This is a genomic window from Paenibacillus sp. J22R3, assembly GCF_056269305.1.
Window position 1 is genome coordinate 305,783 of record NZ_JBWDNS010000002.1, and the last position, 23,545, is coordinate 329,327.

The window sequence follows — 23,545 nt, forward strand, 5'->3', positions numbered from 1 at the left end:
AAATTGTCCCAGAGAGAAAGTGTGAGTTTCATGCGGATTAATTCCAGAATCATCTATATTATTTTCGGTATCGCCGTGTTATTGGTCGCAATTAACAATGCATCCTATTATTGGTATACGAAGACTCTATTAAAAGATGACTTGTCCGCGCGTATGGCCTCAACGGCCATTCAAATCCGAACCTCCATTGAGCAATCCAAAGAAGGCTCTTTCTACACAGAGGATCTAATCGGTGAGAAATTGCGCATGGCCGCGATGTCCATCCAAGGACAAATTAACCCTGATGTGAATTTGATTACGAACGAACAGCTTCGTGTACTTGCGAAGCAGGCAGGTGTTGCCGGCATTTCGCTCATGCAGCGTGTTGCAGGCAGTGACGACATCGGAGTTATCAAATCCTCGGAGCCCAAAGAGCTTAAGATTACGAGCACGAAACCGTTCGGATATTGGTTCACGGCATATGATCAGCTGTTAACGAAGCACAATGTCACGATAGCAGAAGGTCAGAGCTTAGCTAACTTTTGGTCCGGCATCGCTGAGGTTCCGGCCTCCGGCGCAAGCGAGGTTAGTAAATTCGGTTTCTATAATGATGGATCGACGGATTATATTATTGCGGTCTTTGTGAACGCCGATCAGGTGCTGAAATATCAGGAAATTGTCGGCAGTGATACCATTGTGAAGAAGACGGTTGCGGCGAATCACGATATTATCGAAATTTCAGGCTTAAACGGCGTTACTTTCGGCAAACCTCCTAAACTGTATCGAGATAACAACGGGGCATCTTTTATCTCCATCTATGATCGACAGGTTCTATTTGGCAGCTATGCAATTAAACATGCCGATGACATCGACAGCTTTACGGAGGCTGTTCAAACGAACAAGCCGGTAAGCAGTCTTGAGAAATGGAAAGGTAAGACTGTTCTCAAAACATTCGTCTACATACCTGCCAAAACGCGAGTTTCGGAAGTGCAAAGAGACGTCCCTTACGTCATCGCGATCGTGTCCGATTATAGCTCGGTTGAGCAAACATTGAATGTGCAACTGGTTCGACTGGCGCTGCTCGTTGTGCTGTTTACGATATTCAGCCTATTATGCATGTATCTCGTATTCCGGTTTACGGGCAAAAGCAAGGAAATCGCCGTGCGCTCCACGCAAGAGCTGTATATTCAGAATATGGACGTTATGTTTACGGAGATTCGCAGCCAGCGGCATGATTTCCTGAATCATGTGCAAACGATGTATGCCCTCCTATCAAGAGGGAAGAAGGAAGAACAGCTTCGGTACATGGAAGAGTTAATTGAAGAAATCAATGAAGTGAATGATATTATTCGCATCGGCCATCCTGCCGTTGCTGCGTTGATTCAGGCGAAGCTGGCGCAGGCGATGAGAACGAAGATCTTGTTTGACCATCATTTTACGGGACTCGAAGGGTTATCGCTTGGTGTGAAGTCGGTGGATATTGTGAAAATAATCGGTAATCTTATCGACAATGCATTCGACGAAGTAAGCGGCTTGGCTCCGGAGCTGCGTCATGTCATCGTCAAAGGCTGGTCGGAATCGGGCATGCTGTTTTTCTCCGTTGCTAATCTGGTGCATGAGGATTTCGATCCCGCGCGCGTCAACCAGATGTTCGGAACGGGCTTCAGCACGAAAGTCGGCGGGGAGCACAGCGGGCTTGGGTTGGCTGTAGTGAAAGAACGTGTCGAGTATTACAAAGGCACAATCGATGTGAAACTGGTAGAGGGATATATCCACTTCGAGCTGTCTATTCCCGTACTGTAAGGTTGACCCTTCAACTGAAGAACCTCTTGCGCTTCATCGGGCGCAGGAGGTTCTTTTTGCTGTTGGGAAGAGTATATGCTACTCAACTGACGGGGGGCGATCGCAAGTCGAATCTCCCTCCCGGTATCCACTCACTCCTGAACTCGCATCCAGCTCCCGGCCTCCACGCATTGCGGCATAGAAGACATTTCAACCTCGAAACACAACTAAAAACAACCAATACACAAACAAAAACAATTTCTTAACTTGTATTTAATATTGAAATTACAATTGCCCCCTATATTTAGACTATCGAAGCTTGGTTAATCCGAGCCGAACAAATAAGGAGTGACAACGAATAATGAAAAGGTTTATCGCACTTATCGTTCTAACACTGATGACAATCTCCATTATGGCAGCTTGCGGACAAGCAAAACCGGAAGCAAATACAGAACAAACATCTGCGGGGGCAAATGAGGGAACAAACAGCGGCGTAGATACAGAGAGTAAAGATCTGACGATCTACACCGCACTTGAGGATGATCAAATTAACGCATACCTGGTAACCTTTAAAGAAAAGTACCCAGACGTGAAATTGAATATTGTTCGTGATTCAACTGGCGTTATCACAGCGAAGCTGCTGGCAGAGAAAGACAACCCGCAAGCTGACGTCGTCTGGGGCGTAGCGGCAACAAGCTTGCTCGTCTTAGACCAGAACGAAATGCTGGAAGGTTACTCACCGGCAGGCGTGGAGCGTATCCAACCAGACTTCAAAGACAAGAACGAACCTGCTCACTGGGTTGGTATCGATGCTTGGGAAACAGCGTTTGTAGTGAACAAGATTGAGCTTGAGAAGAAGAACCTGCCAATTCCGCAATCCTACGAGGATCTAATTAAACCCGAGTATAAAGGTCTTATCACCATGCCAAACCCATCTTCTTCCGGTACAGGATTCCTTACCGTATCCGGCCTCGTTCAACTGAAAGGCCAAGACGATGCATGGTCGTACATGGATAAGCTGAACGATAACATCGCGATGTATGTGCATTCCGGCTCCAAGCCTGCGAAGATGGCAGGTACAGGTGAGTATCCGATCGGGATTTCCTTCGGCTACCGCGGTATCGAAGAGAAGAAGAAAGGTTCACCGGTCGAGGTTGTGTTCCCGAAAGAAGGTTCAGGCTGGGATGTGGAAGCCAATGCTTTGATGAAGAAAGCAACCACCAAGCAAACAGCGAAGAATTTCCTGGATTGGGCAATTACAGATGATGCAATGAAGGAATACAACAAGAATTTCGCCATTCTCGCAACAAAAGCGGATACGACTGTAATCCCTGAAGGTTATTTGCAGGATCCGGTGAAGCAGCTGATTAAGAATGACCTCTATGAAGCGGCCAAAAACAGAGACAACACGCTGGCAGAGTGGGATAAACGTTATAACGCGAAGAGCGAACCGAAAACGGAATAACGCCTTACATCACCCTATTACTAATCAAGGAAGAAGCTGCGCGGGCATGATGCCGGGCAGCTTCAGTCCAATAAAGGGAGGCTCTTATGTCACAAGCTTACCTGTCACTGCGACATATTCATAAACATTTCGGCTCATTTACCGCACTCAAGGATATCAACCTGACGATTCAAAAAGGTGAATTTATTTGTTTGTTAGGCCCAAGCGGATGCGGCAAAACAACCTTATTGCGTATCATCGCAGGCCTCGAAACGCCAACCGAAGGAAGTGTCCTTGTAGGGGGCAAAGAGATCACGAAGCTTCCGCCGGCAAAACGGAATTTCGGAATGGTTTTTCAATCATACGCCCTGTTTCCGAATTTAACGGCTTATCAGAACGTGGCCTACGGCTTGCAAGGCAAGAAGTTATCCAAGAAAGAAATGAACGAGAAAGTCAGACATGTGCTGGATCTCGTAGACCTGGCGCATATGGGTGAACGATACCCGGCTCAACTGTCGGGCGGACAGCAGCAGCGAATCGCGCTTGCTCGGGCAATTGTTTTATCTCCCGATTTTTTGCTTCTGGACGAACCGTTATCTGCGCTTGACGCCAAGGTTCGTGAGAAGCTGAGAGAGCAAATCTGCGAGCTGCAAGAGAAGCTCGGCATTACTACGGTCATGGTTACCCATGATCAAGAAGAAGCGTTAACGATGGCAGACCGTATCGTGGTCATGAATAATGCCGAGATCAAGCAGGTTGGGACGCCGCAAGAGGTTTACGATGTGCCGGCCTCCCCGTTTGTCGCTGATTTTATCGGTGCCATCAATTTCATGGATCATGGGAAAGCTGCTGCCGCACAAGGCGGAATGGCAATTCGACCCGAGCATGTTCATATTCACACGATGCCCATTCCTAACGGAATACCGGCCATTGTGCGAAATATTGAATTCCGCGGTTCCTTCTATCGCTTAACTGTACAAGTTGAGCAGCAGGAAATGGCATCGCAACAGGGCACGATCGCCGCCCAAACGATGATCGTGGACATTTCGTCACAGGCCGCTGCTCACATGCAGCTATCCAGAAACGCCGACGTATTCCTTGAGATTCCCACAACTAAACGCATCCACTTTCAGCCCGAGAAGTTGGTGTTCGGATGAGAGACCGTGAGCAATGGATACGGCGCATCATCATCGTAAGTGTCGTATTCATCTTAATGGCGATTGTATTATTTCCACTCTGTACATTGTTTAGCAAAGCTTTTCTAAATCGGGATGGTCAATTTAACGGACTTGATAATTTCGTTCATTATTTCACGACACCGGCCTTGTCCCAATCCTTAACGAATACGATCTTAATCTCTGTCGTGTCTACGATTATCGCGGGTACACTTGCTTTCTTCTATGCCTTTGGCATATCGCGAACCGCTGTGCGGGGCAAAGGATTCTTCAAATACGCGGCTTTGCTTCCGTTATTTGAACCCACCATCATGCACGGCATCGCTTTGACGTATTTGTTCGGGAATCAAGGGTTGATTACAACCGGGTTTTTCGGCCATATCCCAGGGGTCAACATTCATTTGTACGGCCCGGTTGGCATCATCATCTCTGAGGTCATCTACATCTTCCCGCAAGCGTATATGATTTTCCTTACGGCACTTTCGATTACCGACTTCCGTCTCTACGAAGCCGCGGAGTCGATGGGAGCCGGCAAGCTGAGAAGATTCTTCACGGTTACATTGCCATCGGTCAAATATGGATTAATTAGTGCCGTGTTTGTCTGTTTTACAGCCTCTTTTACGGATTTCGGAGCGCCACAGGCGGTTGGCGGATCGTTTAATGTGCTGGCAACCGACATCTACAAGCAGGTTATCGGACAGCAAAATATGTCCATGGGAGCAGCAGTCGGCATCCTGCTTACCGTTCCGGCAGTAATTGCGTTCGTTGTAAACCGCATCGTCGACCGCAAGCAGCGTTCGATGCTGTCAGCCAAATCTACGCCTTACCGCGTGGAGAAGAAACGAACGCGCGACGTCCTGTTTACGGTATTCAGCACTGTCGTGGCATTAGTTATTCTCATTCCACTCGTAACGATGGTCTATGCTTCATGCGTCAAAGTATGGCCTTATGATCTGAGCATCGGCTTGAAGCATTACGACTTCACAACAGTTGCGGCAGGCGGACTTGGGCCGTATATCAACAGCTTGAAAGCCGCTTTCTTTACCGCCGTAATCGGTACGATCGTCACGTTCGTTTTTGCTTATTTTATCGAGAAGTCCAAGGAATTGAAGCTCATCCGAGAAGCGGGTTACTTTCTATCGATCCTGCCTGTTGCGTTGCCCGGCATGGTCGTCGGTTTGGCCTATATCTTCTTCTTTAATAATTCGAGCAATCCGCTTGGCGGAATCTACGGCACTCTGGCGATTATTGTGCTCGCAAATATCGTTCACTTCTATTCCGTGCCGTTTATCACGGCGACAGCTTCCCTGAAGAAGCTGGATAAAGAGTTCGAGCTTGTCTCGGAATCGATGCGAGTTCCGTTCTACCGCACCTTCCTGCGCGTAACGGTTCCGTTGTCGCTGCCGGTCATTCTCGAGAATGCGATCTACTATTTCGTTAATGCCATGGTTACTGTATCTGCCGTGATCTTCTTACGGTCGGCCGATACGAACTTGGCTTCTGTTTCCATCGTTAGCATGGATGATGCCGGAGACGTCGCGGCTGCAGCTGCAATGTCCACGTTGATCGTCCTCACGAACATTTTTTTCCGCTCACTCTATGAGCTGGCGGTAAAACGTGTAAGAAGACAATCCGAAGCATGGCAGGTTCACAAATAAAGGAGGCCATTTAGATGACGATTAAAGGTGTTATTTTGGACTGGGCAGGGACTACGGTTGATTATGGTTGCTTCGCACCGGTTGCGGTGTTTATAGAGGTATTCGCTAATAAAGGCATCGACATTACAATGGATGAAGCGCGCAAGCCGATGGGTATGCTCAAAATCGATCATTTGAGAACATTGTGCGAGATGGAGCGTATCGCGGGGCTGTGGGAAGATAAATACGGCAGAATCCCGAATGATGCCGATGTGAATGAGATGTATACGGATTTCGAACGCATTCTATTCTCCATTCTGGCTAACTATGCAGAGCCTATTCCAGGCGTGATAGAGCTCATGGAACGATTGCGTAAACAAGGAATCAAGATCGGATCCACGACAGGCTACACATTCGAAATGATGAAAGTCGTAGCGCTGGAAGCAAATAAGAGAGGGTATGCCCCGGATTCACTAGTTACTCCTGATGATGTTCCGGCCGGACGTCCGTATCCGTGGATGATCTATGAGAACGCCATTCGTTTGGATCTTTATCCGATGAAGCATATTGTCAAAGCAGGGGATACGATCAGCGATATTCAAGAAGGCGTCAATGCAGGAGTCTGGACGGTTGGGATCTTGAAAGGCAGCAGTGAGCTCGGCATGACGGAAGCAGAAGTGGCTGCGTGTCCTCCTAAAGAGTTAAGTGAGAAGCTCCTTGCTGTTGAACTGAAATATCGGGCGGCAGGCGCACATTACGTCATCGATACCATCGGCGAACTGGACACCGTTATTGCATTAATCAATGCTCGTTTGGAGCAGGGGGATAAACCATGACCTACACAAACATTCCCGAGAACCCGTATTTGCTCCTTACGCCAGGTCCGCTCAGCACGACAAAACGAGTCAAATCGGCGATGCTGCGGGACTGGTGTACGTGGGACAAAGAATATAATGATCTGGTCCAAGACATTCGAGCAAAGCTCGTGCATCTGGCTACCAAACAACCAGAATCCTATACGAGTGTGTTATTGCAAGGAAGCGGTACGTACTGCGTAGAGTCGGTCATTGGATCTGTAATTCCACAGGCCGGTAAGCTGGCTGTGTTAGTGAATGGTGCATACGGACAGCGGATTGTTCAGATGGCTAACACCTTGGGCATTGAGACGGTTGTGCTTGATTTTGGTGAAACAGAGTCTGCAGATCCTCATCATCTCGACGAAGTGCTGGCTGCAGACACGTCCATCACTCATGTGGCTATGGTGCATGGCGAGACGACTACCGGCATGTTAAATCCACTCGCAGACATTGCGGGTACGGTGAAACGACACGGAAAAGTACTGATCGTCGATGCGATGAGTACATTTGGCGGAATTGAAATGGATGTTCAGGAGCTCGGCATCGATTTCTTGATCAGCAGCTGCAACAAGTGTATTCAAGGGGTGCCCGGATTTGGTTTTGTCATCGCACTCAAGGAGCAGCTCGAGCAGTGTAAAGGGATTGCCCGGTCGTTGTCGCTGGATCTGTATGATCAATGGGATTCCATGGAGCGGTACAGCGGCAAATGGCGGTTCACTTCTCCGACTCATGTCGTGCATGCTTTCCATGAAGCCTTGCTGGAGCTTGAAGATGAAGGCGGCGTGAAGGCGCGTCAGCAGCGTTACGAAACGAATCAGCGGATGCTCGTTCGCGGTATGGAGCGTCTTGGGTTCCAAACGCTGCTGCCTGCTCGCCATCATTCGCCTATCATTACGTCCTTCTATTTTCCGGATTCGCCGTCGTTCACATTCGAGCGTTTCTACCAAGAGATGAAGGAAGAAGGCTTCGTGCTATACCCAGGGAAGATCACAGCCGCAGATACGTTCCGAATCGGTAATATCGGGGATGTACATGCTGCGGATATGGAACGTTTAATCGAAGCTGTGGAGCGGAGACGCTTCTGGCTCTGAGGAGGCTGCGTACACATGTCGTTGATCGGCGAAGAACGTAAGGACTATATCTTAAATGCACTGAACCTGAAGGGGACAATACGGACATCCGATTTAGTGGATCAGTTAAAAGTATCCTCTGAGACCATTCGTCGCTACATGGAGGAATTAGAGGAGCAGAATAAGCTGAAGCGTGTGTACGGCGGTGCGGTGAAGATCAATCTAACCCGCGAAGAGCCTACTCATCTCAAACGCGAGGTCATTCGGGCTGAAGAGAAGAAGCGGATCGGACGCGCTGCTGCTTCGCTCGTGGAAGATAACGATATTATTTTTATCGAGGACGGGTCAACGACACTGCAGATGGTTCATTATTTGCTCAATCGTAAAAATATTACGGTCATCACCCTCTCAGCCCCAATCATGTATCTGCTTATCGATTACCAGAATAAAGGTTTCTTCTCCGGCGAAATCTATTTTCTCGGCGGCAAAGTGAATGCCAAACATTCCAGAGTGAGCGGGTCTTTAACGGAGCGGATGGTAGAGCAGTTCTACGCGGATAAAGCCTTTATCTCGATAGACGGCATTATGATAGAGAAGGGGATTTCAAGCTTCGATGCCGAGCGCGGTCAATTGGCCAAGCAGCTGATGAGCCATGCGAAGCAAAGCATTATCTTGTCGGACCACTCCAAGTTCGGTGCCATGCAGTTCTACAAAATCGCCGATGTCAAAGATGTCGATATCATCGTCAGCGACGTGGAAGCGCCGAAGGAATGGCATGCTTATTTGGCAGATAAAGATGTAAGCTGGATTAATGCCGACTAATAGTGAGAATGCTATAATAGATGTAAATCTATGGATGAGGTGATTGATCTTGCTAGGTCGCAGCGGCAATCCTACTTTGAATGACAAGTCCTTCGAGAATTCAGGTCAATATCTCGGTGCTGATCGCATGACGATCGAAGGTACCGTGAACAAAGCATTTATTACACTAGCGATTCTGCTCGGGGCTGCGTTCGCCACATGGTCGATGTATTTCAATGGCCAGAATGTTACGGGATTAGCGATTGGCGGAGCAATAGGCGGTTTGATCCTGGCACTCGTGATTAGCTTCAAACCGACGACATCGCGATATCTCGTACCGGTCTATGCCGCGCTGGAAGGTGCTTTCCTCGGCGCACTTTCGGCCAGCTTTGAAGGAAGATTTAATGGTATTACGCTGCAAGCCGCGTTAATTACGATGTGTGTGTTCATCGCCTTGCTGCTCGCGTATAAAACAAGATTGATCAAAGCTACAGAGAACTTCAAGCTTGGCGTATTCGCGGCAACGGCCGGTATTGCACTGGTTTACCTGGTCAGCATCGTGCTCGGGATGTTCGGTGTAACGGTTCCGTACTTGCACGACAACAGTCTGATCGGAATTGGTATTTCGCTCGTAATCGTTGTAGTTGCTGCTCTTAATCTCGTGCTCGACTTCGATTTCATCGAGCAAGGGGCGCAGCGCGGAGCGCCGAAGTACATGGAATGGTACGGGGCGTTCGGCTTGATCGTGACGCTGGTTTGGCTTTACATCGAAATTTTGCGCCTGCTCTCGAAGCTGCGTAGCCGTTAGTTTAAGCATAAGATACAAAGAAGTGGCTGTCCGGGCAAGTCTCGGCAGCCACTTTGTTGTCTATACAACATGAAATAGCCCCGCTAACGGTTGTCAGCGGGGCTATTTCATGGAAATATGCCATTTTGAAACGCTAACGGTTGCGACAGAGGTTATTTCCAGCAATTTGGTCGATTCCAAGTGGAAAACGTTCATATAAGCTCGCTGGCAACCGTTAGAAATAATAAAGGGGCGATTCGCGCCAAATAGCCACTGTCACAACCGTTAAAGCTAGAAAGCGATAAAACATACGCTCATCATGGAGTTACATTCAAAGATCCAAAAAGAAACCCAACGTTGGAGAAGACGTTGGGTTTCTCGACATTCTGATCGTTTCTTCGTGAGAAGGGACGATGCTTCTTTAGTGTTCCTCTTAGCCTCGGAACACAGAAGGGCTGGTTCCGGTTACTTTCTTGAACACGTTGCAGAAGTAGTTCTGATCTTCGTAGCCGACAAGCTGCGAGATTCGGGCAATCTTGAGCGTTGTCGTCCGAAGCAGCTCCTTGGAGCGCTCAATTCGCGCCTTGGTTAAATAGTCATTGAAGCTGATGCCGGCGACCGTCTTGAAGCGTTTGGAGAAATAATTAGGATGAATGAAATAGGTCTCGCCGACCCACTGCAAGGACAGCTCTTCCGCATAATGAACCTCGATGTATTGTTTGACGCTCTCGATAATTTCGTCGCAGGATTGATCGGTTCCTCGGTTCAGCATGCCGCTCAGACGCTGCAGCTGCTGTTCGATGATGTCGATGATATCCTTCCAGCTTCGTAGATTGTCTAAGCTGGCGATGGGCGTGCCCAGGTTCCAATTGGGCAGATCAGTTGCGGTCTTGGCCGCATACTTGCGCAGCATGTGAATGATATCCGTATAGAGGTACTCCACTTGTTCGTATCTGGCACCGGACGTTTCAGCGAGCGTACGGAACAGCTGGCCCGCATAATCGAGAAACTCTTGATGGCGCCCTTCCTCGAGCATCGCGCTGAGTCCGCGTTCTGCCTGGACGAAGATGCGTGGGTATGCGGCTGCGGCAGAGGAAGTCGTTTCGATATCGGTATATACGTTGCCATTGCCGAAGAGCAAGCGATTCTGCAGTACCTTGCGCGCTTCCATGCAGGAGAGGCGCAGCTGCGTCATTTCCGGTTTGATGCCGCCAAGGCCGATAGAGATCACGAGACCCAGATGCTGCTTGATCCACTCTACCGTTTGATTCAAGGTTTCAGGCAGTCTTTGCAGTTCAAGCTCGCTCTGTGAGCCTAGGAAAACAACGATCTCTTCGGAGTGGTAGGCGTGCTTGAATACTAAGAACTGGATGCCGGATTCGGCCGCTAATGTATTCTCTATAATGTTCTGAATCGCAAACCTCGCGAGCGGCTCGTCATTCTCTTGAAAGCGAGAGGATTCGTTGCGGTACACGATCTTGACGGATGCTCCGGCGAAAGAGGTGCATTGCATGAGGCTAGTTGGAATGCCGTCCCATCGCAGTTCCTGTTCGGAGATGAGATGCGTCAATTGGAAATCCAGCGGCTGCAGATTGCTCTGGCGAATCATATCGCTTAGTTCACTGAGCTTGCTGCGATCGGCGGCTTCCTGCTGCTCCTTCCGAAGCTCCTCGCATATACCCTCGAGCAGCACATTCAGCTTCTCTTTGTCGATCGGCTTTAGCAGGTAGTCTCTTACATTGTAGAGAAGCGCTTCGCGTACATACTCGAATTCATCGAATCCGCTGATGATGACGAATTTAGTCCGTGGAAAATTAACCCGTGCGGAGTTGATAAACTGCAGCCCGTCCATCCCCGGCATGCGAACATCCGTCAGGACGATGTCCGGCTGACAGTTTGCCAGCTGAAACATAGCCTCGAAGCCGTCTCCGGCCTCTCCTGCAAGCTGCAGACCGAGCGTCTCCCAGGCGATTTTGCGAATTAATCCTTCTCGAAGCAACGGCTCATCATCCACGATTAACACTTTCATCGGTACCGCCTCCTGCCGTTTGCTTTGGTAATACAAAATAAATCCGCGTTCCCGCCCCCGGCTTGCTGTCAATAACGACCTGAGGATCGCTGCCGTAATACATCTGAATGCGTTTAAACACATTGGAAAGTCCAATCATCGTTCGGGACGAAATCTGACGGGACATCATGTCGTTCGGGTCGCTTAGCTTGCGGTGAAACAGCTCAATCATGGCCGGTTCCATGCCGACTCCGTTATCCTCAACAATAATTTGCAGCGAGTGCTCATCAAGGCTGACGAGCGTCACGCGGACGAATTTATAGCCAACCTTCTGCTCCAGACCATGAATGATGGCATTCTCCACGAGCGGCTGAATGAGAAACTTCGGTAGAACGTAGGAGCCGATCTGCTCATCCGTATGGATTTCGTAATCAAACTTCTCGGGAAACCGTATTTTATAAATCGATAGATATTGGTGCAAGTGATCCAGTTCTTCCCTGATCGTGGCAATGCTGCCGCCATTGAGGTTGTACCTGAGCATCTTGCCAAGCGCCAGACAAATATATGAAATCCGCTCATCGCCATGAATGGAAGAGATGCTGTCGATCGTACTGAGCGTATTGTAGAGAAAGTGAGGATTGATCTGCGTTTGCAGTGCTTTAATCTCTGCTTCTTTCTTTAAGAGCTCGGTTTCATACACCTTGGAAATCAGCGTGCTGATTTCGGATGTCATCTTATTGAAGCTATGCTGAATGGTGGACAGCTCATCGGAGCCTTTAACCTCAATGAACGCTTGGAAGTCGCCCATCTCTACGAGTTTCATCTTCTTATTCAATTCCTTGAGCGGACGTGTAACCCCGGCGGCAATGAGGGAACCGAGCAGCATGGCAATCAAGAAACTGATGGCTGCGATAAGAATAAGCGTATTCCGGAACGTATTGACCTTCTCGAGAATGCGGTCAAGCGGCACGCTGCCGAGGACGATCCAATCGCTGACCCCAAGCTTGTGATAGAAACCGATATTGGTATTCTCGTCATCGTCCTGAAACCGGAAATCCACATATTTCGTATTCGTCTGTGCTTCCTTATAGCCGTTGAATAAAGGGCTGCCGGCAATGGACTTGCCGATCTCCTCTTCATTGCGAGAGTACACAATATGTCCGCTTGTATCCGCAATATAATACGTACTGCCGTCATCGTTCTGTAAGCCCAGCAAGGTTTTCTCCAGCACGCGGGGGTCAATATCGATCTTGATGTAACCAATGGGATGCTGGGCATTCATCGTAATTCGTTTAAGCAGCTGGATGTAGCTGACAGTCTTGACTGGCGTAACCGTTGTGCTGATTGTGGTATAGGACACACTCCAGAAAGGAAAGCCATCCAGTTCGAGCGCCTTCTTGTAAAGAACAGCTTGTTCCTGATCGAGAAGCTTCCTAACACTGGCATTGTAGTAGTAGTAACTGCTGATCTGCTCACCTTTGAGGTCAGTGATCGCAATGAATGAAATGAGTGGATTCTGTACTTTCTGGGAGGCGAGCTTGTTTCGATAATACTGCTGGGTATCAAAGTTGAGAGGGGCATCCAGAAACTTCTGCAGCGACGTATCGCTGAAATAACTGTATCCGGTATTACCGATTGTCTTGAAATGGAGGTCGAGGGTATCCACCGTTTGTTCCGTCAGCTTCTCAAGTCCCTCCAAGGTAGAGGCTTCCAGCTCATGGCTCATAATTCGATAGTACGAATAGCCCATGATAAAAGCCGTAAGGCTGATGACAATAAAGAAGGATAATATCATTTTGTTGCGGAATTGATTGTTAAGACTTTGAAAGTAAGACCACATCTTGCTCAAACAAACCCCTCCAGGCACTGACAGCGCTTACTCCGAATATTCGACAACTTCCGAAGTTTTCCTTTAATGGCGATTCTGAATTTACAGAGAAAAGTTAAAATATTGCTAATAGGATGTTAGGATATTACATAGAAAGCGCTCTCAATAAGGAACTATACTACAGTTGTAGAAGAAATCATTTAAGGGGAGGCAGTCAATTGAACAACGCAAAACGACTTAAAAAATGGACTGTATTAGCATGTGTCATGGTCTTGATGCTTGTTGTATCAGCTTGTGGGGGCGGCAATAACAACAACACAGCTAACAACACGACAACGAATGAAAGCACGGACACAGCGACTACGGAAACAACCGACAACACGAATAATGCTGCAACAAATGAAGCAGCTACAACAGATACACCGGCAGCAAACGTCGAAATTACGGTTTGGGATCAACCAACACCGGAAGACACACAGAAAGAGCTGAAAGAAGAAATTTACGCGGAGTTCGAAACCCAAAACCCCGGCATTAAAGTCAAGCATGAATTAATGCCGCAAGGTACGAATGACCGTGAAGTTTTCGTTACAGCAATGGCTGGCGGCAACGGACCGGATGCTTACCACGCAGCTCACTTCCCAATCATTGCTGACTGGGTTGGCCAAGGCCTAGCGCTTGACTTGACTCCGTATTGGGATGGATATGCGGACAAAGATAAATTTATCGCATCCTCGTTGCAAGCCGGCACAATCGACGGCAAAGTTTACGGCGTGCCTCATGATATGTACGTAACAGGTTTGTTCTGGAACAAGAAAATGTTCGAAGCAGCGGGTCTTGATCGCGATACGCCTCCTGCAAACTGGGATCAACTGGTTGAGTTTGGTAAGAAGCTGACGAACGTAGACAAGAAACAATACGGTATCACGCTTCTGGGCATGGAGTGGGCTGACTGGTGGTTCGAGTATTATGTATGGCAAGCTGGCGGCGACTTGACGCACCTGCAGCCGGACGGTACTGTACAATTGGCCTTCACAGAAGATCCTTCTGTTAAAGCACTTCAGTTCTACAAAGATTTGAAATGGACGCACAAAATCGTTCAGAACAACGTGCTCCAAAGCTACCAAGACAACATGAATGATATTTTCCAAGGCCGCGCAGCGATGTCCAATGCAGCATCCGGCGGATTCGGCGACTATGTTGCTCAAGGTATGGATTTGAATGATGTAGGCTTTGCACCATATCCGGTAGGTCCTGGCGGCAAAGGTCCAGGCCAAATCGGCGGCGCGTACTGGATTATCAATCCGAAGACATCCAAAGAAAAACAAGATGCAGCTTGGAAATACATCGTGTACATGAACTCCAAAGAAGTGATGGAGAAAGTCCTTACATTCCAACAAGACAACGGTATGTTCCCGAACTTGTTGTCCGTTCGGAGCGACGTGGATCCTTCCAAATTCGCCAAAGATATCTCTCCTGAGCTCGTTGCTGCTGTAAACAAAGCGGCTTCCGATACTCACCTGGAGTACTTCTTGAAAGAGCGTCTTACTCCTTATGTAGTTAAAGCGGTTCAAAAGGCGTTGACGGATGAGAAATCCGATCCGAAACAGCTGCTTCAAGAAGCGCAAGATGCAGCACAGAAAGAAGTTATCGATGCGTATAACGCATCCGTGAAGAAATAATATGACGCAGGCGGAGGCAGCGAGCGGGCAAGTCATGCCGCGAGCTGCCCCGCCTGTCATTCCGAAAGGAAGCGGAAGCGATGAAAACAGCCACCGGACAGCAGCCGCAAGTGCAATTAAAGACTCCCTACCGATTTAAGATATCGTGGACGCCTATTTTCTTTTTGACGCCGGCTATCGTGTGTTTCTTGGTATTTAAATATTACCCGCTGCTGCAAGCCGTATATATGGGTTTCTTTGATTACAAGGTCATTAACCCGCCCGGCAAGTTTGTCTGGCTGGATAATTATAAGTATTTATGGCATTCGACGGAGTTCTGGAACGCGCTCCGAAATACCTTTGCTTTCTTTTTTATCTATTTTGTACTTACATTCTGGGTGCCGATCGTGCAGGCCGTCTTGCTGAACGAAGTTAAATTCGCCAGCAAAACGATGCGCTCGTTGTACCTGCTCCCTACAGCCGTTCCGTCAGTAGCGGGCTACCTGCTTTGGAAGTGGCTCTACAACCCGGATTACGGTTTATTGAACTATTTGCTCAGCTTCATCGGTCTTGGTCCATACGGCTGGCTCAACGATCCCGCAATGTCCAAATGGTCGATCGTATTGCCAGGCGTGTTTGCAACCGGAATGGGGATGCTCATTTACTATTCGGCGCTTCAGGGCATTCCGAGCGAGAACGTAGAGGCAGCCAAGATTGATGGTGCAGGACCTTGGCGCAGAATGACAGCGATCGTGTTCCCAAGCTTGAAATTCGTTATCGGGATTCAGTTTATATCGTTTATAAGCGGTGTATTCCTGACCTTTGACCCGATGTACATTATGACCGGCGGCGGACCGGCGAATAGCACGCGGACTCTGGCCATGCTCGTGTTCAACAGCTCCTTCAAGGAGTTCCGATTTGGGGTAGCGGGTTCGATCTCACTCGTTATGTTCGTAATCATCGCGTTGATCACTTACTTGCAGCTCAAATTGTCCAACAAGGATTAAGATGAGTGGTTTGAGGAGATTTCCGGTCGACTCAGCATTCATCTAATTTAGAGGATCCAGGAAGGAGTATCTCATGGCTGGACGCGGACGCATTAAGGAGAAGGGCGGATTATCCGTCAAAATCGTCTCCTACTCAGTTGCCATTTTCTTTATTCTATCGTCGATCGTTCCACTTGTCTGGATGATCAGCTCATCCATGAAAGATAACATTTCTATTTACAGCTTTCCGCCTAAATGGGTTCCTGAGGTACCCAAAACCGTAAGCGTGACGCTCAATTACGATGGCGCGGATATTACGAAGCCTGAAGAGTATGAGCTGGATGCCATGGAGGCCATTTGGTTCACTTGGAAAAGAATGCAGAATGAAGCGGTCGGCGCGATGAAGGTAACCGGCGTAAAGGATGGCGTCATCGTGTATACAGCGTCGATGCCGGCTTATAACTTTACGGTTGGACGGCCGCAGATCGTTCCGACCATGGTAGCGACACATGCAGTGATGAAGAACAAGCTGGCCAAAATTCGTGCCGGGAAATTTACAACGTTCGATTTCAAAGGTGAAGGCGGAGCTTATAAGGGCTCCACTGAAATTGCAGCGGAATTGCCGCTTCACGCGACAAACGCGCTGAAATGGCTTTCGGAATCGAAAGTTGTGAAAGGTAAAGTGCTCACCATCTCTGAGGTGAAGGACTGGAAAAGGCTGTTCGACAATTACATCGTGCTATGGAAAAAGTCCGGTGACGAAAGCAAAGGCGCTAATTTCGGCTTCCCGCACTTCTTATTGAACAGCGTGATCGTAACCGGATCAACGATTATTCTTCAACTGCTGATCGGCGGAACTGCAGGTTACGCGCTTGCTCATCTTGTTCGGAGCAAGGTCGGTACGTGGCTCACGTTGTTCTTCGTAGCGACGATTATGATTCCGGAGATCGCCATCCTCGTTCCGCTCTATTTAACGATGGATAAACTCCACCTGGTCAACTCGTTGTGGGGGATTATTTTACCGCATACGGCGTGGGGGATCGTTATCTTCTTGTTCAAAGGATTCTTCGAACAGCTGCCGGGCGAGCTGCTTCAGGCGGGACGCATCGACGGTGCCTCCGAGTTTAAGATTTTCTGGAGAATCATCGTACCGATGTCGGCACCGATCTTTACGGTTGTCGCGGTTATGACGTTTATTGCGGTATGGAATGAATTCCTGTGGCCGCTTGTTGTTGCTCGAACGCAAGACGTATGGACATTCACCGTTGCGCTTAATGACTTCCAGCAGCGGCAAAGCATGGGGTCCAACGTCATTATGTCCAGCTTAGTTATCGCAACTATTCCGCTCATGATTATCATCACTTCCTGTCAGAAACTCATCGAGAAGGGTGTTTCTTTCACAGGCTTGAAAGGGTAGGGGACTTACGTGGATCGCAAAGTTGCTTTAGTAACAGGCTCAGGTCGCGGGATCGGCAGAGGCATTGCACTTGCTTTTGCAAGGTCAGGTTATGATGTGTGCGTCAATTACAACACCAGTGCGGAGATGGCACAGGAAGTAGTGCGTGAGATTAACGCCTTCGGCGTGAAGGCGGAGGCCGTACAAGCCAATATCTCAACGCTAGAGGGAGTCGAGTCGCTGTTCGAGCAATTTAATAGTCGATTCGGCAGATTGGATGTACATGTCAACAATTCGGGCATCACGCGGATGAAGCCGTTCCTTGAAACGCCGCCGGAGCTGTTCGACGAGGTGTTCAATACCGATTTGAAGGGACTCTACTTCTGCTCGCAACAGGCGGCGCGGCTCATGGTCAAGAACGGCACAAGCGGCGTTATTATTCAGATTAGCTCCAACCATGCCGAAGGAACATGGGCGAATTCCACCGTCTATGCCGCGGCGAAGGCAGCTGTAAACAAGCTGACGAAGAACATGGCACTCGATTTGTCTCCTCATGGCATTCGGGTTGTCGGCATCGCGCCGGGCTACACGAAGAACGGTTGGGGCGATGGCAATGAGCGCGTTCAGAAGATCATCGAATCGGTCTCATCACGTATCCCAATGGGACGATTCTGTACGCCGGCGGAAGTAGGCGAAGCGGCTGTATTTCTGGCTTCGGACAGCGCGGGTTATATGACAGGAACGACTATGTTTATGGATGGCGGCGCATTGCTCCCGGTATGGGCAGAGAAGGGGAACGGGTAACGGAGAGTTGCTCAATGCTCGATGAAACCAGTATAGGACGTAAAGGAGATCGAAAGCTGTGAAAATAACTGATTTGAAGCTCTATCATGTGAAACCTCGCTGGTTGTTTCTGAAGATTGAGACCGATGAAGGCATAGTTGGCTGGGGCGAGCCAATCGTCGAAGGTCGTGCTCTTACCGTGGCGACAGCCATTGAAGAGTTGAAGCGTTACTTGATCGGCGAAGATCCGCTTCGTATTGAGCATCACTGGCAAATCATGTACCGGGGCACGTTCTATCGCGGCGGCCCTGTCCTCGTGAGCGCGATAAGCGGGATCGAGCAGGCGCTGTGGGATATTAAAGGCAAGTTCTACAACATGCCTGTCTATGAAATGCTCGGCGGCAGAGTGCGCGATAAAATCCGCATGTACTGTCACTGCCACGGTGAAACACCGGAAGCGTTCGCAGCCAACGCTAAGCGTAGAGTAGAAGCTGGCTTCAACGCCATTAAAACAGGTGTAGACGCACCGGTACGGCATGTGGATTCGCTGGCTTTCGTGGAGAGCCAAGTGAACAAGTTCATTGCAGCCCGCGAAGCTGTGGGCAGCGGTGTCGACATTGCGATCGACTTTCACGGTCGGGTCAGCCCGGCTATGGCGATTCGCCTTGCCGCGGCACTCGAACCCTATTATCCGATGTTTATTGAAGAGCCTTGCTTGCCTGAGAATGTGGACTCCCTCCTGCGCATAGCACAATCGACAAGCATTCCGATCGCAACGGGCGAGCGGTTGTTTACACGGTGGGGCTTCCGCGAAGCGTTGGAGAAAGGCGCAGTAGCAATCGTTCAGCCGGACCTATGCCATGCAGGCGGAATCTTCGAAGGACGCAAAATCGCCGCAATGGCGGAAACGTACTACGCTTCCATCGCACCGCATAATCCGCTTGGACCGATTTCGCTTGCGGCCTGCTTGCAGCTCGATGCTTGTACGCCGAACTTCTTGATCCAAGAGCATCCGTCTATGGCGGAGAAGTGGGACCTTGGAGAAGGCTACTTGAAGAAGCCGTTTGAAGTTATCGATGGTCACGTCGCTATCCCGCAGGGGCCTGGCCTCGGTATCGAAATTAATGAAGAAGCGCTCATTGAACGCGGCTACGCAGGCGACTGGGATACACCTCGTCTGGCGTACGACGATGGCTCGTTCGCAGAGTGGTAAAATGATAGGCCGTTCTCTCCGGTAGGTTCGGAGAGAGCGGTCTTCTTGCTGTTTTGCATGGTGAATGATAGAGAAGCTTAATGGTTAGTTTGAAAACTTGAGAGTTCGATATTTCGACTCTCAGCGCCGTGTATCGGCATATTTTCTGCGCTGAGAGTTCGTTTTCTGCACTCTCAGCGTCTAGCGCGGGGAGCGGAATATTGCCTTTTCATGACTAGTTGATTTGGCACTCTCCACTCGCTTTGACAAGCATACTCTCGCCCGCTAACATGAAGGCAACTAGGCCTGATCTGTACAAGGCGGCTGCAACAACGGAGGAGTGTGTGGATCGATGCAAGCGAATCTGGAGCTAATCGTCCGTTCAACGGAAATCGATGTGAACGGGCATGTGAACAATGCCAAGTACTTGGAATATCTCGAATGGGGACGGGAAGCATGGTATGAGCAGGCGGGCTTGCACTATGATGTGTTACTTGCGATGGGTGTTCAGACGGTAACGGTCAATATCAATATCAACTATCGCAAGGAATGCAGGCAAGGCGATCGGTTGACGGTTACAACATCGCCGGAGCGGGCCGGGCGTAGCAGCTATGTGCTCAATCAGGAGATCGTGAACGAGAAAGGCGAGCTATGCGGGGACGCGGTCGTTACTTGTGTGACGATGGATTCCAACACGCGCAAGAGCCGGGAGCTGCCTCCGGAACTAAGAGGTCAGTTTTAAATGTTGCGATAGAATGCAACTTCGCCCCTGGATCAGCCAATGACACGGAATCGCAGTTGCGAGGTTTCAGACAGAAGCCGTATTGCAAGCCCGCAAATAGGCAATCATGGGAAAGAGGCGATGCATGCTCGTAGATGCATCGCCTCTTTCATAGGGTATATAGAGAGTAAGCCGAAACAGAAATAATCCGTAATGAGGAGGTAGTCGCGATGAGCGATTTTCGCATGGAGAAGGATTCTATGGGTGAGATACAGGTTGAGGCGCACCGGCTGTGGGGAGCGCAAACGGAGCGCAGTCTGCACAATTTTCGAATCGGTACGGAGAAGATGCCGCGCGAGTTAATTACCGCTTTCGCTTATCTGAAGAAAGCAGCAGCAACCGTGAACGGAAGCTTGGGGAAGTTGGATACCCTTAAATCAGAAGCGATTGCGGCTGCAGCGGATGAGGTGATTGCAGGAAAGTGGCAGGATGAGTTTCCGCTTGCTGTATGGCAGACCGGGAGCGGCACGCAGTCCAACATGAACGTCAATGAAGTGATAGCAAGACGTTCGGCGCAGCTGCTCCGGGAGAAGGGGCAAGAAGCAGCCGTTCATCCCAACGATGATGTCAACCGCTCGCAGAGCTCCAACGATACATTCCCCACCGCGATGCATATCGCCGCGCTGATTGCGGTAGAGGACCTCGTCCTGCCGGCGATTGCGCAGCTGAAATCCACACTCGAGCAGAAGAGTGCTAGCTTCATGGAGGTCATCAAAATCGGCCGCACCCATCTGCAGGATGCCACACCGCTTACGCTCGGCCAGGAAATCAGCGGCTGGGTTCGGATGCTGGAGAAAGGGGAGCGTAATATCAGAGCAAGCCGCGAGGAGCTGCGTGAGCTTGCCATCGGAGGCACAGCCGTGGGAACGGGGCTGAATGCCCCGCAGGGCTTTAGCGAGAAGGTGTCGGCGGAGATCAGCCGCCTCACAGGCAAGAACTTCATCAGCGCGCCGAACAAATTTCACGCGCTGACGAGCCACGACGAGATCGTCTTCGTACACGGCGCAATTAAAGCGCTCGCCGCGGACTTAATGAAGATCGCGAACGACGTGCGCTGGCTCGCAAGCGGACCTCGCTGCGGGATTGGCGAGATTCGTATCCCGGAGAACGAGCCGGGCAGCTCCATTATGCCGGGGAAGGTCAACCCAACGCAGTGTGAGGCGCTGACGATGGTCGTCTGTCAGATCATGGGCAATGACGCGGCAATCGGCTTCGCGGCCAGTCAGGGAAACTTCGAGCTGAATGTGTTTAAGCCTGTCATCATTCACAATTTCCTGCAGTCGACCCGTATTCTCAGCGACGCGATTCGCTCCTTCGATGAGCATTGTGCGGTCGGCATTGAGCCGAATCGGGAAGCCATCGCTCGGCATCTAAACGAGTCGTTGATGCTCGTCACGGCGCTGAATCCTCATATCGGCTATGAGAATGCGGCGGCCATTGCCAAGTCCGCTCACAAGGAGGGCCTGACGCTTCGCGAGGCTGCCATTCGCAGTGGGCTTATTACGGCAGCCAAGTTCGACGAAGTGGTGAGAGCAGAAGAGATGATCTGACAAATTCGACAAAACAATACAAATTACGCTATGTACAAACAGGGCTTTCCCCTCATATAATTAACCCTGTTAACAGTACCATGACCATAGTATCCGACTACTTCTTCATATGATAATGGCAAACCAACGGAAACGTTGGGACGCAAAGCCTAGGCCTAAAGCATCGCAATTCAGATGCCATGGTGGACAGGTTACCGAGTGAAAAGGAGTCCATCCTTAACGCGGGTGGACTCTTTTTATATGTATACATATATGGGGAGGTAGGCAAGTTGTATGCTTAGAGAGAAAAACCGTGTCATGTTATTCATTTCTACAATTATTGTGCTATTATCGCTTCTGGTACACGCATTCGATTGGCTCGGTTTCTCCATGCATCATGATCATCAAACGGACATGAATGGTTCTACGTTCCACACTTTCCTTAAGCAAACGTTCTTGGCATTACCGATTATTTTCTTACTGCTTGCCGGGATTTGCATGCGGTTGCAGAAGGAGCAGCAGTCCGTTCCGCTTCTATTGACACTGTCGCTTACCTTCAGCAGCATATCGATCATCTCAGGCGGCAACGGCATGGTGGAATATCATTTCTCCATCTTTATGGTACTCGCTATTATTTTGTACTACGACCTCATCGCAATGCTTCTCATCAGCACCGTTATCTTCGCACTTCAGCATGTACTCGGCTTCTTAATCTTCCCAGACCTTGTCTACGGAACCCGTGATTACTCACTTGCCATGGTCTCCATTCACATCGTATTTGTCGTCTTGTTTATCGGCGCGGTTACCTATCAAATTGTGACGCGCAGAGCATTCATCCTCGCGTTGGAATCGGCCCAACAGCAGAAGATTCAAGCAGCGGTCAAACAAATTATTGAAAATGTGACGGAAACGTCGGACCAAGTGCTCATGAATTCCAAAGAGCTCAGCTGCAATGCGGCTACGCTTAATCTCTTGGCAGGGGATATTGTACAAACGATGCATAAGGTTGATGCCACGGCGCATTTGCAGGAGCATGGCGCACAGACAGGCAAGAGGGTCATCGGAGAGATGCTCCGAGACATCCATACCATTGCCGAAACGTCTGCTACGGTGTCAACTTTCTCCAGTGAGGTAGCGACGGAGGCCGATAACGGGAATGAGGCCATACAGAAGGCTGTCAGGCAGATGACATCGATGAGCAATGCCGTCCAAGAGTCCGCAACCAAAGTAAAGCTGCTCGGTCAGCGTTCGCAAGAAATAGATGACATTACAAGCTTAATTGCAGACATCGCTTCACAAACCAGTCTGCTGGCACTGAATGCGGCGATTGAAGCGGCGCGGGCCGGCGAGCATGGACGTGGGTTTACCGTCGTATCTAATGAAGTGCGCAAGCTGTCTGAACAAACAACTGCCTCTGCCCAGAGAATCGCTGAGCTTGTTCAAGACATTCAGGCTAATAACCGTGCTTCTATCCATTCCATGGATCAAGTCATTGAAGAGGTTGCATCAGGCAACCAAGCCGTATGTGATGCGGGAGCCGCATTCGAACGGATCATGCGATCCATCAAAACCGTCGCAGAGCAAATTCATTATATTTCCGGTGCCTCTCAGCAAATGACAGCAAGCACGAAGCAGTTCAGCGTCAACATTGAGGAAATCTCCCGAATGTCCGTTGAATTAACAGGCAGCGTCAAGACGGTTACGGGCAGCTCGAATGAGCAGCATCAGCTTATTTCCAGATCGTCGGAGCTTGCGACAATGCTGGAGAAATTAAGCGATAAATTGGATCAAACGATGGTCAGCACGAGGAAATCGTTCCGCGCCATTTAATCCGAAGAGTCCTGCAATTCTG

Annotated in this window: 18 protein-coding genes and 1 riboswitch; of the genes, 16 read left to right on the forward strand and 2 right to left on the reverse strand. The window is 49.5% G+C overall.

The features are described 5' to 3' along the window. Window positions 1-30 precede the first annotated feature (30 nt). The 8 genes from AC0YN4_RS09665 (at window position 31) to AC0YN4_RS09700 (ending at window position 9,553) form a co-directional block, all read left to right on the forward strand. Complete coding sequence (locus AC0YN4_RS09665) at window positions 31-1,782, forward strand: sensor histidine kinase (protein WP_475781259.1); 1,752 nt, start codon at window positions 31-33, stop codon at window positions 1,780-1,782. Window positions 1,783-2,122: 340 nt separating this feature from the next. Then, window positions 2,123-3,226 (forward strand): putative 2-aminoethylphosphonate ABC transporter substrate-binding protein, encoded by a 1,104-nt coding sequence (locus AC0YN4_RS09670; RefSeq protein WP_475835691.1) that lies wholly within the window; start codon window positions 2,123-2,125, stop codon window positions 3,224-3,226. Between the two features lie 86 nt (window positions 3,227-3,312). Further along, a complete protein-coding gene (locus AC0YN4_RS09675; RefSeq protein WP_475835692.1) occupies window positions 3,313-4,362 on the forward strand; it encodes a putative 2-aminoethylphosphonate ABC transporter ATP-binding protein in 1,050 nt (349 codons plus the stop codon). Further along, complete coding sequence (locus AC0YN4_RS09680; RefSeq protein ID WP_475835693.1) at window positions 4,359-6,038, forward strand: putative 2-aminoethylphosphonate ABC transporter permease subunit; 1,680 nt, start codon at window positions 4,359-4,361, stop codon at window positions 6,036-6,038. The genes AC0YN4_RS09675 and AC0YN4_RS09680 overlap by 4 nt, the downstream gene beginning before the upstream one ends. Window positions 6,039-6,052: 14 nt before the next feature. Next, on the forward strand, window positions 6,053-6,853 hold the full coding sequence (gene phnX / locus AC0YN4_RS09685; RefSeq protein ID WP_475835694.1) for a phosphonoacetaldehyde hydrolase: 801 nt from the start codon (window positions 6,053-6,055) through the stop codon (window positions 6,851-6,853). 11 nt (window positions 6,854-6,864) lie between these two features. Further along, window positions 6,865-7,965 carry a 2-aminoethylphosphonate--pyruvate transaminase gene (gene phnW / locus AC0YN4_RS09690; protein WP_475836096.1) on the forward strand — a complete coding sequence of 367 codons (1,101 nt, stop codon included), beginning with the start codon at window positions 6,865-6,867 and terminating at the stop codon, window positions 7,963-7,965. 15 nt (window positions 7,966-7,980) lie between these two features. Beyond that, a complete protein-coding gene (locus AC0YN4_RS09695; RefSeq protein WP_475781264.1) occupies window positions 7,981-8,766 on the forward strand; it encodes a DeoR/GlpR family DNA-binding transcription regulator in 786 nt (261 codons plus the stop codon). Window positions 8,767-8,815: 49 nt separating this feature from the next. After that, window positions 8,816-9,553: a Bax inhibitor-1/YccA family protein gene (locus AC0YN4_RS09700; protein ID WP_475835695.1), complete on the forward strand. Its 738-nt coding sequence runs from the start codon at window positions 8,816-8,818 to the stop codon at window positions 9,551-9,553. 412 nt (window positions 9,554-9,965) lie between these two features. On the opposite strand, the gene AC0YN4_RS09705 is transcribed toward AC0YN4_RS09700, so the two are convergent. Both AC0YN4_RS09705 and AC0YN4_RS09710 read right to left on the reverse strand, forming a co-directional pair. Next, complete coding sequence (locus AC0YN4_RS09705) at window positions 9,966-11,561, reverse strand: response regulator transcription factor (protein WP_475781266.1); 1,596 nt, start codon at window positions 11,559-11,561, stop codon at window positions 9,966-9,968. Then, entirely contained in the window at window positions 11,539-13,380 is a 1,842-nt protein-coding gene (locus AC0YN4_RS09710) for a cache domain-containing sensor histidine kinase (RefSeq protein ID WP_475781873.1), read from the reverse strand. Before AC0YN4_RS09710 ends, AC0YN4_RS09705 begins: the two co-directional genes overlap by 23 nt. A 206-nt stretch (window positions 13,381-13,586) precedes the next feature. Here AC0YN4_RS09710 and AC0YN4_RS09715 point away from each other — a divergent pair, with 206 nt between their 5' ends. The 8 genes from AC0YN4_RS09715 to AC0YN4_RS09750 all read left to right on the forward strand — a co-directional run bounded on the left by AC0YN4_RS09715 (window position 13,587) and on the right by AC0YN4_RS09750 (window position 23,523). Then, window positions 13,587-15,047 (forward strand): extracellular solute-binding protein, encoded by a 1,461-nt coding sequence (locus tag AC0YN4_RS09715; RefSeq protein ID WP_475835696.1) that lies wholly within the window; start codon window positions 13,587-13,589, stop codon window positions 15,045-15,047. An 80-nt stretch (window positions 15,048-15,127) separates the two neighbouring features. Further along, on the forward strand, window positions 15,128-16,033 hold the full coding sequence (locus AC0YN4_RS09720) for a carbohydrate ABC transporter permease (RefSeq protein ID WP_475781268.1): 906 nt from the start codon (window positions 15,128-15,130) through the stop codon (window positions 16,031-16,033). 73 nt (window positions 16,034-16,106) lie between these two features. Continuing rightward, entirely contained in the window at window positions 16,107-17,429 is a 1,323-nt protein-coding gene (locus AC0YN4_RS09725) for a carbohydrate ABC transporter permease (RefSeq protein WP_475781269.1), read from the forward strand. 9 nt (window positions 17,430-17,438) lie between these two features. Beyond that, entirely contained in the window at window positions 17,439-18,212 is a 774-nt protein-coding gene (locus AC0YN4_RS09730; RefSeq protein ID WP_475781270.1) for an SDR family NAD(P)-dependent oxidoreductase, read from the forward strand. A gap of 58 nt (window positions 18,213-18,270) precedes the next feature. Beyond that, a complete protein-coding gene (gene dgoD / locus AC0YN4_RS09735; protein WP_475781271.1) occupies window positions 18,271-19,404 on the forward strand; it encodes a galactonate dehydratase in 1,134 nt (377 codons plus the stop codon). Window positions 19,405-19,735: 331 nt separating this feature from the next. Continuing rightward, window positions 19,736-20,125, forward strand: coding sequence for an acyl-CoA thioesterase (locus tag AC0YN4_RS09740; RefSeq protein WP_475835697.1), 390 nt, complete (start codon window positions 19,736-19,738; stop codon window positions 20,123-20,125). 209 nt (window positions 20,126-20,334) lie between these two features. Then, window positions 20,335-21,714, forward strand: coding sequence for a class II fumarate hydratase (fumC, locus tag AC0YN4_RS09745; protein ID WP_475835698.1), 1,380 nt, complete (start codon window positions 20,335-20,337; stop codon window positions 21,712-21,714). Window positions 21,715-21,821: 107 nt separating this feature from the next. Then, a riboswitch (cyclic di-GMP riboswitch) is annotated at window positions 21,822-21,913 on the forward strand. Between the two features lie 74 nt (window positions 21,914-21,987). Next, window positions 21,988-23,523, forward strand: a complete 1,536-nt coding sequence (locus AC0YN4_RS09750) for a methyl-accepting chemotaxis protein (protein ID WP_475781274.1) — start codon at window positions 21,988-21,990, stop codon at window positions 23,521-23,523. The last annotated feature ends 22 nt before the right edge of the window (window positions 23,524-23,545 follow it).

Bases quoted from the DNA above. Each gene is read 5' to 3' on its own strand.
- AC0YN4_RS09665 (WP_475781259.1), top strand. From the start codon at position 31: ATGCGGATTAATTCCAGAATCATCTATATTATTTTCGGTATCGCCGTG.
- AC0YN4_RS09670 (WP_475835691.1), top strand. From the start codon at position 2,123: ATGAAAAGGTTTATCGCACTTATCGTTCTAACACTGATGACAATCTCC.
- AC0YN4_RS09675 (WP_475835692.1), top strand. From the start codon at position 3,313: ATGTCACAAGCTTACCTGTCACTGCGACATATTCATAAACATTTCGGC.
- AC0YN4_RS09680 (WP_475835693.1), top strand. From the start codon at position 4,359: ATGAGAGACCGTGAGCAATGGATACGGCGCATCATCATCGTAAGTGTC.
- phnX (WP_475835694.1), top strand. From the start codon at position 6,053: ATGACGATTAAAGGTGTTATTTTGGACTGGGCAGGGACTACGGTTGAT.
- AC0YN4_RS09695 (WP_475781264.1), top strand. From the start codon at position 7,981: ATGTCGTTGATCGGCGAAGAACGTAAGGACTATATCTTAAATGCACTG.
- AC0YN4_RS09705 (WP_475781266.1), bottom strand. From the start codon at position 11,561: ATGAAAGTGTTAATCGTGGATGATGAGCCGTTGCTTCGAGAAGGATTA.
- AC0YN4_RS09710 (WP_475781873.1), bottom strand. From the start codon at position 13,380: ATGTGGTCTTACTTTCAAAGTCTTAACAATCAATTCCGCAACAAAATG.
- AC0YN4_RS09720 (WP_475781268.1), top strand. From the start codon at position 15,128: ATGAAAACAGCCACCGGACAGCAGCCGCAAGTGCAATTAAAGACTCCC.
- AC0YN4_RS09725 (WP_475781269.1), top strand. From the start codon at position 16,107: ATGGCTGGACGCGGACGCATTAAGGAGAAGGGCGGATTATCCGTCAAA.
- AC0YN4_RS09740 (WP_475835697.1), top strand. From the start codon at position 19,736: ATGCAAGCGAATCTGGAGCTAATCGTCCGTTCAACGGAAATCGATGTG.
- fumC (WP_475835698.1), top strand. From the start codon at position 20,335: ATGAGCGATTTTCGCATGGAGAAGGATTCTATGGGTGAGATACAGGTT.
- AC0YN4_RS09750 (WP_475781274.1), top strand. From the start codon at position 21,988: ATGCTTAGAGAGAAAAACCGTGTCATGTTATTCATTTCTACAATTATT.